The organism is Deinococcus marmoris DSM 12784 (genome assembly GCF_000701405.1).
GTDB lineage: Bacteria > Deinococcota > Deinococci > Deinococcales > Deinococcaceae > Deinococcus > Deinococcus marmoris.
The window spans coordinates 1-11,917 of record NZ_JNIV01000118.1 but is presented as its reverse complement, the minus strand read 5'-3'; the positions used below and the strand labels follow the sequence as shown (position 1 = coordinate 11,917).

10 protein-coding genes are annotated in these 11,917 nt (G+C 65.1%); 6 read left to right on the top strand and 4 right to left on the bottom strand.

What is annotated here, in order from left to right:
- The first annotated feature begins 258 nt into the window (after positions 1-258).
- From rsgA to Q319_RS26535, 4 genes are all read left to right on the top strand, one after another.
- A complete protein-coding gene (gene rsgA, locus Q319_RS0119910) occupies positions 259-1,302 on the top strand; it encodes a ribosome small subunit-dependent GTPase A (RefSeq protein ID WP_034415995.1) in 1,044 nt (347 codons plus the stop codon).
- Positions 1,303-1,568: 266 nt separating this feature from the next.
- Positions 1,569-1,706: a hypothetical protein gene (locus Q319_RS27450; protein WP_156039478.1), complete on the top strand. Its 138-nt coding sequence runs from the start codon at positions 1,569-1,571 to the stop codon at positions 1,704-1,706.
- A gap of 310 nt (positions 1,707-2,016) precedes the next feature.
- Entirely contained in the window at positions 2,017-3,339 is a 1,323-nt protein-coding gene (locus tag Q319_RS0119900) for a S8 family serine peptidase (RefSeq protein ID WP_029484182.1), read from the top strand.
- Positions 3,340-3,351: 12 nt separating this feature from the next.
- Positions 3,352-5,922, top strand: coding sequence for an HD domain-containing phosphohydrolase (locus Q319_RS26535; protein ID WP_081846200.1), 2,571 nt, complete (start codon positions 3,352-3,354; stop codon positions 5,920-5,922).
- 198 nt (positions 5,923-6,120) lie between these two features.
- On the opposite strand, the gene Q319_RS0119890 is transcribed toward Q319_RS26535, so the two are convergent.
- Entirely contained in the window at positions 6,121-6,417 is a 297-nt protein-coding gene (locus Q319_RS0119890; protein WP_029484180.1) for a hypothetical protein, read from the bottom strand.
- Positions 6,418-6,663: 246 nt separating this feature from the next.
- Here Q319_RS0119890 and Q319_RS0119885 point away from each other — a divergent pair, with 246 nt between their 5' ends.
- A complete protein-coding gene (locus Q319_RS0119885; protein WP_029484179.1) occupies positions 6,664-7,500 on the top strand; it encodes a DUF1206 domain-containing protein in 837 nt (278 codons plus the stop codon).
- Positions 7,501-7,646: 146 nt separating this feature from the next.
- Here Q319_RS0119885 and Q319_RS0119880 read toward each other — a convergent pair whose 3' ends face one another.
- The 3 genes from Q319_RS0119880 to Q319_RS25800 form a co-directional block, all read right to left on the bottom strand.
- A complete protein-coding gene (locus Q319_RS0119880) occupies positions 7,647-8,150 on the bottom strand; it encodes a GlcG/HbpS family heme-binding protein (RefSeq protein WP_029484178.1) in 504 nt (167 codons plus the stop codon).
- 291 nt (positions 8,151-8,441) lie between these two features.
- Positions 8,442-9,089: a response regulator transcription factor gene (locus Q319_RS0119875; protein ID WP_245619399.1), complete on the bottom strand. Its 648-nt coding sequence runs from the start codon at positions 9,087-9,089 to the stop codon at positions 8,442-8,444.
- Complete coding sequence (locus tag Q319_RS25800) at positions 9,082-10,944, bottom strand: sensor histidine kinase (protein ID WP_051655597.1); 1,863 nt, start codon at positions 10,942-10,944, stop codon at positions 9,082-9,084. The genes Q319_RS0119875 and Q319_RS25800 overlap by 8 nt, the downstream gene beginning before the upstream one ends.
- A gap of 402 nt (positions 10,945-11,346) precedes the next feature.
- Between Q319_RS25800 and Q319_RS0119865 the strand changes: the two genes are divergently transcribed.
- Positions 11,347-11,917: sensor domain-containing diguanylate cyclase (locus Q319_RS0119865; protein WP_029484175.1), on the top strand; the 571-nt coding region annotated here is incomplete at its 3' end.

The window sequence follows — 11,917 nt, the reverse complement described above, 5'->3', positions numbered from 1 at the left end:
CTCCCTCTTTATGGGGGAGGGTTGGGGAGGGGGTGAACCGCAGACGCCCTCCCAGCGCACCTTAATCAAAACAGACGCTCCACTTTCCGAATAGGCTCTAACCGTCCTGCGTTCAACGTGCAGGTTTCGTTCCAGATTGGGTTTACTTTCACAGCGCTAACCACGGTTGGCCTGCCCTCAACACGCCGCCGTCCTGAACGCGACACAATACAGAGATGGAATTCCTCGTAACGCCTGCATCCCTTCCGGTTCCCCGCCATGCCCTCTGAGCTGGATCTTCGGGCACTGGAGGCCCTGGGCTGGGGGCCTGACTTTGAAGACGCTTACCAGACCTTCCGTGCGGCCCTCTCGCCCGGCGAACAGGAGCGGGTCACGCCAGTCCGGGTGGTGGGGGTTCAGCGCCAGACTTTTCAGGTGCGGGGGGTGGACGGCGAGCAGGAAGCCCGTCTGGCCGGGGCGTCGCGCCACAACGGGGCACTCACGCCCGCCATCGGTGACTGGTGCGTGCTGGAAACGGCCTCTGGCAGCAGTGGAAGATTATTGGAAGTCCTGCCACGCCGCACCACCTTTGCCCGTGCGCTGGGCGGCGAGGAAGGCAAGCGGGCTGGAGCGGTGCGCCAGCAGGTCATCGCGGCCAATGTCGATCTGGTGTTGATCGTCACGTCCCCTGACCTGGACTTTGATCTGGAACGCCTGGAACGCTACGTGCTGGCCGTGCAGCACAGCGGCGCGCGGCCCGTGCTGGTGCTGAACAAGGCCGATCTGCACGCCCAGGCGGACTGGTGGGTGGAGCAGCTCCGCAGTCTGGGACCTGGTCTGGAAATTCACGTCACCTCTGCACAGGCCAGTTCGGAGCAGGACGCCGGAGGGAATCAGGGCGAGGGACTGGACGGGGTGCGGGCGCTACTCACGCCGGGCGTCACGCTGGCACTGATCGGCTCGTCCGGGGTGGGCAAATCTACCCTGACCAACGCGCTGCTGGGCCGCCCTGCCGCGCCCACCGGAGAAGTGCGGGCCAGTGACCAGCAGGGACGGCACACCACCACCAGCCGCACGCTGTACGCCGTTCCCGGCGGGGGGCTGCTGATCGACAATCCAGGGCTGCGGGACATTGCGGTCTGGGACGCGGACGCTGCCGATTTTGAAGATCTGGAGGCGCTGGCAGCCGAATGCCGCTTCCGCAAATGCACCCACACCACCGAACCCGGCTGCGCGGTACAGGCGGCGCTGCGGGCAGGCGAGGTGTCTGCCGCGCGGCTGGCGGCCTTTCAGAAGGGGGCGGCCAGGCGTGGGCGACGCTGAGCAAGCCCGTCCGCAAAAGTAAGGCCCCGAAGTTGATATGGCCTTGTCGTCGTTGGGTGCCCCACACGCCCCGCTGCCGAGCTGAATCCGGCTCTCGCATACCGACCTACATGTGTGTTCGAGCGCAGCCGCGTAAGCAGAACGGTATGTTCAGAGTTCACGCCAAACTTCTTCTCAGTAGGGATTGTTCGACTTCAATGGGGGGGGTATTGAACCGGATCCGTGTAGTGCTAAATTTCTCACATCCAGAATGTCGGAGGTGAAGAATGAAGAAATTAATGACAGCGCTCATCACGGTCTTGGTCTTGGTGGGGACGGCCAACGCTGCCCCCAGTGGCTCGCAGAACAGCGCGCCCGCAGGTGGGGTGCATACGGACGGCAGGATGAGCATGTGGGCCGGCTGAATTCAACTTCCGATTTCTAAGCTCTGACATGTTGTAAGTAGAAAATAGCAGTACCCGTTCTGGTTCGCTACCAGAACGGGTACCTTTGTTGTGGGCAGTGAACACTTTCGCACGCCGAACCCACTTGATGTAAGAAAGTTAATGTTCGTCGCACAGTCGGCAAGGCCGCAACGCGTTTTGTCGCCCCTGCGCGCTAAAAGCAGCTTCATGAAGTTTCTCTCATTTCCAGTACGAAATGTGTAAGTGGCTGACGAGCAGACTCCAGGGGCTTTAGAACTGTCCCATACACCTATTTTCAAGGAGTCCCGTCATGAAGAATAAGTTTGCCGCCCTCAGCTTGCTGACCGTTGGTCTGCTGTCCGCGTGTTCCAGCACGGCCCCCACCGCCGCCTCGCCCGCTGCCCAGGAACGTTTTGCCCGCGTTGCTCTGGTGCCGCTGGAAGCTGGTGACACCCCGCAAAGTCTGGCCCAGGCGGTGGGCGGCGAGGTGCTGGGCTGGAACGACGCTGGCTGCGCTTCTGAAGATGAGGCGAACTGCACGGCCATGATCGGGATGAACCAGCAGCTCAGCGCCCAGAACCTGAATGCTCTGGGCGGACGTATGGTCTACATCGAGCCGAACAAGGACATGTTCAGCGGCGGCGGCACCATGACGGCCACGATGGGCGGCAGAATTAACATGTGGGCGGGTGGCAGAATCAACATGTGGGCGGGCGGCAGAATCAACATGTGGGCGGGCGGACAGTTCTCGCAGCTCCCCGAAAATACCGCGCTGTGGAAGAAGATCAAATTGGAAGAGGCGCAACGCATCGCTCCCAAGCTGGGTGCAGGCGTGACTGTGGCCGTGATCGACACTGGCCTGGATCTCCAGCATCCTGCTTTTGGCGGTTCCCTTTCTGATCCGTCCACCTGGTACGACTTCTACGCTGGGGACGCGACGCCACAGGATGAAGGTGTCTTTGGCGTCGGCGGCTACGGCCACGGCACCAACGTTGCGGGCATTGTGTTGCAGGTGGCCCCCGGTGCAAAGATCATGCCCCTGCGGGTGCTGGGTTCGGACGGGTCCGGCGACGTGGTCATGGTGGCGCGCGCCATCCTGTGGGCCGCTGACCGTGGGGCCAACGTGATCAACCTGAGCCTGGGCAGCAAAGAGAACTCCAAAGTCGTGCAGAACGCCATCAAGAAGGTGACGGAGAGGAGGGTACTGGTGGTGTCCTCGGCGGGCAACAGCAATCTGAGCAAGATCACCTATCCGGCGGCGGACGCTGGTGGCGAGGACAGCGGCGACTACAGCATGAGCGTGGGCAGCGTCGACCTGAACGACGTCAAGTCCAGCTTCTCGAATTACTCGGACAAACTGAAACTGATGGCCCCTGGCGAGAATGTCTACGCCCCAGCGCCGGATGGAGGCATGGCCGCCTGGAGTGGCACCTCGATGGCTGCGCCGATGGCGAGCGGCGGTCTGGCGCTGGCACTGGGACAGCGCCTGTCGTCTGGTGAACTGGTCGAGCGGATGTCTGGCAATGCGGCAGACATCTACAAGATCAGTGCCAACAAACCGTACAAGGACAAGCTGGGGGAAAAAGGTCGTCTGGACCTGGTGAAGTTCCTCAGCTCTTCCGGCGACGATTAAGGACTGCTGACCATGACCGTCGGCCCCCGTCCCTCGTCTGTGCTGGTCTCTGGGCCTCCCCAGACCCAGCTTCAGGCGCTGCAACGCGCCATTCCTGAGCTGCTGGGTGTCGATCCGCCTCAGGCGCTGACCCTGGCGCAGACCTGCTGCTCCCTGACGGCGGACCACGACTCCAGCGAGGCCGCCGAAAGCTGGGTGTTGCTGGGCCGGGCGTTGCAGGCCAACGGACAGCAGGCCGAGGCCCTGGCCGAGTTTTGCCGCGCTGCCGGGAGCTTCGCTCACCTGGGTCAACCCATTTTTGAAGCCGAGGCCCAGAGCTTTGCAGGCAAGTTGCAGCTTGATCTGGGCCACTTTAGCGAGGCCAAGGAACATCTGGAACGGGCCGTCTCGCTCTCCCAGAACCAGCCGGACGGACAGGGCATTCAGGCGACGGCCCTGAATCACCTTGCCATCGTCAACCACCATCAGGGCAAGGTGGCCGAGGCCCTGGGCATGTTGCATCAGGCCCTGCACCTGCGTGAAGCTGAAGCAAACATCACTGGTCAGATTCACTGCCTGATCAACATCAGCAACATTCAGATGTGGTTTGGTCAGTATCAGGATGCGGTGGAGTCACTGACGCGGACCTACACCCTCTACAAGACCCAGCCTGCCGACCTCAAGCTGGAGACCCCGATCCTGCACAATCTGGCCCAAGTCCACAGCTTGAGGGGAGACAACGGGCTGGCCATCGAGGTCATGGAGGCGGCCTACAAGTCGGCAGTGGCCTCGAAAGACCGACAGATTCAGGCCACTGCGAGTCTCAATCTCGGCGTGTGTTGCCTGGACGCTCGGCAGTTTGACCGCGCGCGTGAGTACCTGCAACTGGCCCTGGACCTCAGCCGCGAACTGAAGTATCAGGTGGGCGAACTGAACGCGCTGGACAGTCTGGGCAACCTGTACCGGCAGACCGGTGAACCGGTGCTGGCCTCGCAGACCATCCGGGAGGCGCTGGCCATCGCGCTGGAAATCGGGTCCAAGCAGGGGGAACTGGAGGCGCGCCTGCAACTGGGGCGGCTGCATCTGCGGCAGGGGGAACTGGACGCGGCCCGGCAGGAACTGGACGCAGGTCTGGAACTGGCGATCAGCGTCCAATCCATCAAGGAGCAGGCCGAAGCCCACGAGGCGCTGGCCGATTACTGCGAGCGTCGCGGTGATCTGGGGCAGGCGCTGGCCCACAGCCGCGAACTGACCCGTATCGAGCGCGAACTGTTCAATGCCGAGCGTGACCAGCAGACCCGCAACCTGAGCATCCAGTTCGAGGTCGAGCGTGCCCGCCAGGACGCCGAGATCTACCGCGTGCGGACCGAGGTGGAACACGAGGGCCGCCAGCGCGCCGAACAGCAGGTGCGCGTGCGGACCGCCGAACTGGCCCGCGCCCAGCAGGAGGTGGTCACGCGCCTGGCGATGGCCGCCGAGTACCGCGACGACACCACCGGGGAACACACCCGCCGGGTGGGGCGGACCTCGGCGCGGATCGCGCAGGCGCTGGGGTGGCCGGAGGGTCAGGCCAACGTGCTGGGGGTCGCGGCGCGGCTGCACGACGTGGGCAAGATTGGCATTCCAGACAGCGTGTTGCTCAAGGCCGGCAAGCTGGACAGCGCCGAATTCCAGCAGATGCAGACCCACACCCTGATCGGGGCGCGCATTCTGTCCGGGGGGCGCTCGGAGTTGCTGCGGATGGCCGAGGAAATCGCGCTGACGCACCACGAACGCTGGGACGGCAGCGGCTACCCGCGCGGTCTGCGGGACAGCCAGATTCCACTGTCGGGCCGGATCGTGGCGCTGGCCGACGTGTTCGACGCGCTGACCCAGGCGCGGCCCTACAAACGCGCCTGGAGCGTGCAGGAAGCCCTGGACGAGATCCGCAGGCAGACCGGAACCCATTTCGATCCGCATCTAGTAGAGATCGCCCTGGAAGTTCTGACCCAGCCGGACACCCACGAAGGGGAATGGGGCGAGGACCTTCTGCCGCTGGAGCAGGAGGACGCCAGCCACGTCCTGACAGTGTTTGAACACCTGCTGGTCGAGCGCACCCGTGAGCTGGATCAGGCCCGCGCGGAGGCCGAGCGGCTGGCCCTGACCGACAGCCTGACGGGGCTGGGCAACCGCCGGGCATTCGAGCAGGTGCTGGAACGCACCCTGAACGAGTCTGCCGTGAGCGGCGACGGCTTTACCGTCGTCTCCTTCGATCTCGACGGATTGAAAGGCGTCAATGACGTATATGGACACGCACACGGCGACTGCTTTCTCCAGACATTCGCGCTGGCCCTAGCCGAGAATTTCGCCGACGTGGGGCTGGTGTACCGGATCGGCGGCGACGAATTCGCCATCGTGTCTACCTCGCTGGTAGAACCTCAGGGGCTGTCCCGGCGGCTGGACCAGTCCCGCCTTCAGATGCAGCGCTGTGAGTTTGGAGCAGCCACCGCCAGCATGGGCACCGCCCAGTACCCGCAGGACGCCCAGACCGCCGGGGATCTGCTGCGCCTCAGCGATCAGCGCATGTATCAGGCCAAGCTGTCGCGGCGGCGTGGTATGCACTGATTCATACCGACTCCGGTTGGAAAGTGTTGAAAATAATTGGAAATCCGAACGGGCGTCCAGGCGTCCTCTCTGCGGGCTGTACGGGTCATGGGCGCTGTTCTGGACAAGACGGTGAGCAGAAGAAAAACGGGTTCCGGGCGTGAAGTGCGGGTACTCGGCGCTGTCCCGATTTCTGCCGCGTTACAGACGGAGTCCGTATCAGACGACGATTCGCTTGAAGCTGCCCTGCTCGTCACGCGCGGGAAGCTGGCCGTACATCAGTTCACGTCGCACCACCTCGGCCACTTCCTGTCCAAGTTCCTCGGCGCTGCGGTGTTCGCTGGGAAGGGGTTCGGCCACCACGTCAAAACCGCGCTCGGCGTCCACATCCTGAAAGCGCACCGAGACGTGGAAGTGATCACCGCTCACTTCCGGCACGACGTTCAGGCCCTCTCTGCCGTGTTTGTGGGCGTTGAAGGCTGATTCGAATGCGGTCTGCGCTGCCTGGAAATCCATGCCCGTAGTCTCTCGTGGGCGGGCCGCTCCAGTCTGCCCGGTAACCTTTACATGGGGTTGAGCTTCGGAAGTGATCGCCAGCGGCACTGAACTGGATCGCCCGTGTCTGGTGGTCTGACTGGTAGAGCGGAATGGGCCTGCCTGCGACGTTTACGCCTCCCGCGCCGGGTGGGACAGACCGACCCTTAAGAAACACAGCGCGGCCCCGCGCATCCGGCCTGATGGACGACGCGGCATAGTCAAAAGATGTCAACTGCCAGATCGAAGGTCGAGCGGGCCAGCCATCAGGTTGCGCCGGGCCTGGAAGCCCTGGCCCGTTTCGGCTATGCCAGCAAGGGAGTGGTGTACGGCACCGTCGGCGTTCTGGCCCTGAGTCTGGCCCTGGGGGGCCAAGGCTCCACCACCGATACCAGGGGAGCGCTGCTGCGGTTGCAAGACCTCCCGGCAGGCAGCGCCCTGCTGTGGCTGCTGGTGGTGGGTCTGGGTGGATACGCGCTGTGGCAACTGCTGCGGGCGGTTGTGGACCCGGAACATCAGGGCAATGAAGCCAGGGGCCTGGTCAAACGCGCGGGATATCTGGTCAGCGGCGTCGTTTACCTGACCCTGGCCGTATTCAGCGCCCGCGCGGCGGCCCAGGGCAGCGCTTCCCGGAACCAGAACAGCGAGGCCCAGGCCGCCTCTCAGGTGCTGGATCTGCCGGGGGGTCAGGTGCTGCTCGGCGTGGCTGGCATGGTTTTGCTGGCCGTCGCGGTCCGGCAGTTCTACAAGGCCTACGGGGCCAGATTCATGGAGCAGATGGCCTTTACCGATGTCGGGGCGCAGTACAGGGGCACCCTGAAGCGCATCGGGCAGGTGGGGATCTCGGCGCGCGGCCTGCTGCTGGGCATCGTGGGTGTCTTTTTGCTGGTGGCGGCGTGGCGGGATCAGGCCAGCATCGTGATCGGGACCTCCGAGGCGCTGGCCTGGCTGCGTGAACAGCCCGCCGGACAGTTCCTGCTGGGCGCGGTGGCACTGGGAACGCTGTGTTACGGCGTGTGGTGCGTGACCCAGGCGCTGTACCGGCGCATCAAGGTGACGGACTGAGGGCCACCCGGTTGGGCAGGTGGCCCTCAGTCCGTCACGGTGTTTGCCTTTGTGCAGTCTGCTGAACACTCCAGTGACAGCAAGAGGCTGCCCAGCCAGGCCAGTCGTGGAAGGGTCTCCCGGACAGCCTGAGCAGGCGCTGAACTTTACTTGCCCAGCACCGTGGCCACGGCGTCGGTGCCGCACTTCTCGTCCACCAGACCGCTGGGTGCGCCGCCCACGCCCACTGCGCCCACGACTGCGCCGTCCACGCGAATCGGTGCGCCGCCCGCCAGCACCAGATAGCCGGGGATGTCGGCCAGGGCAGGATTGTTCGGCAGATTCTTGGCGATGTCACTGGTCAGCGCGCGGGCGCTGGCGCTGGTAAAGGCCTTACCAGAGCTGGCCCCCAGGGTGTGCGGCCCGGCGTTCTCGGAGCGGGCCACGGCCAGGGTCACGCCGCTGCGGTCCACCACGGTGGCGCTGACGTTGTAGCCCAGTTGGGCGCAGTTGTTCACGGCCAGCGTGGCGATCCGGCTGGCCGCACTCAGGCTCAGGCTGGCCGGGGCGACGGTGGCGGTGGTGGCCAGCTTGATCGGCGTGGGGGTGGTCTGTGCGGCGGCCAGAGAGATGAGGGAGACGGTCAGCAGGGCAGTCAGAATCTTCTTCATGCCTGTAATTTTGCGCCTGGTACGGCAAAAACGGTATCCGGGCAATTCGCGGGAGGACTGCGTAGTTTTACGGAGGAGGGGAGAGGGCAGAAACTCTCAGACGGACTCCGTACTCCTCCCACTCGCTCTCGTCATGGACAGGCTGTCGTCGTGAGCTAGCACCCGTATGGGGCTACTCCTCCCCATGACTGGTACAGCTCCACAGGAGAGGACGCTCTTCCTCTGCTTCGCAGCTCTGCGAGTCCGGCTCGAATTTCCATCGTTTTGCAAACGATTTGATCGGAGTCCGTATCAGCCCTCCTCTCCCTCCAGTGCGAGGCGAATCACCCCGGCCAGCGACTCGGCCTCCAGCTTGGCAAACAGGCTGGCGCGGTGGGTTTCCACGGTGCGGGCAGAAATCTCCAGCGTGCGGGCGGTCTGCTTGCTGGTCTGGCCATCCAGAATGCCGCGCAGGACATCATGTTCGCGGACAGACAGGCGCGAGAGGCGCAGCCGGGCCTGCCCACTCGCTGCCCGGCGCTGACGCCCCCGCAGATGCTGGCGCACGGCGCGCTGCACGGCTTCCAGCAATTCGGTCTCGTCCACGGGCTTGCTCAGAAAGTCCGCCGCACCCTGACGAAAGGCCCGGCGGCACAGCTCCACATCGGCGTGCCCGGTCAGCAGGATCACCGGCAGGTCCACCCCGCGCTCTTGCAGGCGCAGTTGCAGTTGCAGGCCGCTGATGTGCGGCATCCGAATGTCCAGCAGCAGGCAGCCGATGGCGGGCGGTCCCTCGGCGTCCAGGGCGCGTTCCAGCTCCAGACCGTCGGCGAAGGGGCGCACGTTCAGGCCCACGGTGCCCAGCAGAAGACCCAGCGCGTCCCGCACCGCGTCGTCATCGTCCACCAGATACACGGTGGGTTCCAGCGGCAGCCCAGCATTGACAACAGGCTCAGTCACTGGCAGCCTCCAGTTCCAGACGCGGCAGGCTGAGGGTGAAGACCGCGCCGCCCGCACCCGCATTCGCGCCGCTCAGGTCACCGCCCATCCCCTGCGCCAGCGTCTGCGACAGACTGAGGCCCAGCCCCAGACCGCCCGCCTTGCTGGTGGTAAACGGCGTGAACAGGCGCGCGGCCACCTCTGAGGCGATGCCGGGGCCGTTGTCGCGCACGCTCAGGTTCCAGCCTCCCCCCTCCAGCACGATGCTCAGCTCGATGACGGGATCAGGCGTGTCCTGCACGGCGTCCAGCGCGTTCCTGAGCAGGTTCAGGACGATCTGTTCGAGTTGCACCGGATCGGCCTGCACCAGCGGCGCGTCAGCGTAGGCGGTGACCACGGAGACGCCCAGACGCTTCAGGTCCGCGCGGCACAGGGTCAGCACGTTCTGCACGGCCTGTACCAGATCGGTGGGCCGCGCCCTGCTGGGCGTGCGGCGCACCCACTGGCGCAGCCGGACGATGATCTGCGCCGCCCGCACGGCCTGCGTCACCGACGCGCCCACCGCATGCCGCACCCGCGCCAGATCGGGTTCGGGATCGTCCAGCAACCGCGCCGCTGCCTGCCCGTAGCTGACGATGGCGGTCAGCGGCTGGTTCAACTCGTGCGCCAGACCCGCGCCCATCTCGCCCAGGGTAGACAGGCGCGAGACGTGGGCGAGCATGTCCTCGTGTTCGCGCACGCGCCGCTCGCCGTCTTCCAGGTGTTCGAGCATTCGGCGCTGGAGCGGTCCCACCTCGCGCAGGGTCAGCACCCGCCCGCGCAAGGTTCCGTCTGCGCCCAGGAGGGGAGCCACAGCACCTTCCACCTGCACGGCCTCGCCGTTTCGCAGCAACGTCAGACCTTCGGGCAGCGCGACAGGCCCGGCGCTGTCCCAGAAGGAAGCGGCGTCAAACGGAGCCTGCGACAGCGTGGCCTGGAAGGTGGTGACGGCGCGCAGATCGGTGCCGGGGGGCAGCGGGTGGGCCAGCGCCGCCCGCGCTGCCGGGTTTGCCAGCGTGACCCGGTGAAGGTCATCCAGAGCCACGATGGCCTCGGACGCCGCCTCCACCACGCCCCCCGCACGCGCCCGCTCGTCCAGCAGGGCGTGTTGCGCGGTTCTCCGGGCGTCCAGCAGTCGCCAGACCAGTGCAGTCAGGCCCGCCGTCAGCAAAGTCCACAACAGGCCCGCCATCCACGGCCAGACCCCCCACGGCACCGGGCGCGAGATGACGATGGGAAAGGGTTGCAGGGCCGTTCCCAGCACTTTCTCCACCCGCAAGGTGGTGGAAGCCGCTGCGGTCCCGCCCTCCTGCGTATGATTGACGATCACGACACCTGAGGCGGGCTGGAACAGCGTGTAGATCAGCGGCGCGGCCCCCTCGTCCAGCGCCCCGGTCAGCCGCCGGGCGTCCACCCAGACCCGCACATCGCCGCGCGACACGGCGTACAGCGGCCCGCCGCCTTCTGGCCAGTTCACGGCGGGATCTGGGGAAAGGGCGGGAGCCAGAGCTGGCGGCCTTTCGGCGGGCCTTCCCAGCACCTGGCAGCCCTGGACCGTGCAGCGTTCCACCGCCACCACCTGCGGGTAGGGACGCAGCAGCGTGTCCAGATAGCTGGCCAGCGCCGAGGCGTCCAGGCCCTGCCCCAGCGCGTCCACGGCGTTCAATACGGCTTCCTGCTGCTCCATGCGCTGCGACAGGACCCGGTGCAGGATGCGGGCGTCGGTATCGAACGTTTCCGTGAATTGCCCCCGCGCAGAGACGAATAGCGCGGCCACGCCTGCCCCGGCCAGCAGCAGCCAGATCAGGACGGCCAGGGAGAGGCGGCTGCGTTTCATGTCGCCATTCTGGCCTGCTCAGATGGGGATGACCAACTGCCCGCCGCGCCTGTCGATTTGCGGCTGCGGGTTGATTAGCGGCTGTGGGCCGCCGCGTGGCAGAACAGCAACGCGGATTCACAGGAGGCCGTGCGCCTTGGCTGGAGATTAAAGCAGTTGGCCATCAGATTGTCACCCGGAAGGTTATTCATTTTCATCGTAGGGGAGGGGGTGGTCATCCCCGGAAAATCGCCAGGGCGGCCAACACATGCTGGAAACGCGCTTTTTGCAAACCTCGACACCGGCAGTTCCTCGATCCGAGGGCCTGGACTCTCTGTGACCCAGCCTGAGGGCAGACCAGCCTTTTCCCAAATGTTTGGATGCCGTGAGCCTTCTGTCATGGCCTGAGGACTAGCCTGCCCTATGTCTTCCCGTGTCCCGCACGCCACCGTGCACCCGTTTGACCGGGTTGAGGACATCATGTTCAGCCTTGACGCGAATCAACGCCTGACCTTCGTGAACGCCTTCGCCCTGAAGGCGTGGGGCAAGGAGCGTCATGAACTGCTCGGACGGACCTACGCGGACGCCCTTCCGACAAAGGCCATGCCTGAAATCCTGACCGCCTTCAGGCACGTCCTGGACACCCAGCAGCGGACAGAACTGGAAGTGTTCGGTCCTCGCCACCAGGGGTGGATCGGCATCATCGTCTACCCGGACGACGGCGGTCTGACCGTGCATGTCCGGCGGCTGCCCAGAAGCGCCGGGAATACCACGTCCACCGACTTCGATGCGTTGACCGGTTGCCTGACCCGCACCGCTTTCATGCAGGTGCAGCGCACCCTGAGCTTCCCGCACGTTCTGGCTGTCATTGATCTGAATCTGCTGAAGAGCGTCAATACCCTGCGTGGACACAGCGGCGGAGACGCATACATTCGGGCCGTCGCCCACGCCCTGCGCGAGACGCTGCCCGCAGAGGCCCTTATCTGCCGCTGGG

Bases quoted from the DNA above. Each gene is read 5' to 3' on its own strand.
- Q319_RS0119885 (WP_029484179.1), top strand. From the start codon at position 6,664: ATGTCAACTGCCAGATCGAAGGTCGAGCGGGCCAGCCATCAGGTTGCG.
- Q319_RS26535 (WP_081846200.1), top strand. From the start codon at position 3,352: ATGACCGTCGGCCCCCGTCCCTCGTCTGTGCTGGTCTCTGGGCCTCCC.
- Q319_RS27450 (WP_156039478.1), top strand. From the start codon at position 1,569: ATGAAGAAATTAATGACAGCGCTCATCACGGTCTTGGTCTTGGTGGGG.
- Q319_RS25800 (WP_051655597.1), bottom strand. From the start codon at position 10,944: ATGAAACGCAGCCGCCTCTCCCTGGCCGTCCTGATCTGGCTGCTGCTG.
- Q319_RS0119900 (WP_029484182.1), top strand. From the start codon at position 2,017: ATGAAGAATAAGTTTGCCGCCCTCAGCTTGCTGACCGTTGGTCTGCTG.
- Q319_RS0119880 (WP_029484178.1), bottom strand. From the start codon at position 8,150: ATGAAGAAGATTCTGACTGCCCTGCTGACCGTCTCCCTCATCTCTCTG.
- Q319_RS0119890 (WP_029484180.1), bottom strand. From the start codon at position 6,417: ATGGATTTCCAGGCAGCGCAGACCGCATTCGAATCAGCCTTCAACGCC.
- rsgA (WP_034415995.1), top strand. From the start codon at position 259: ATGCCCTCTGAGCTGGATCTTCGGGCACTGGAGGCCCTGGGCTGGGGG.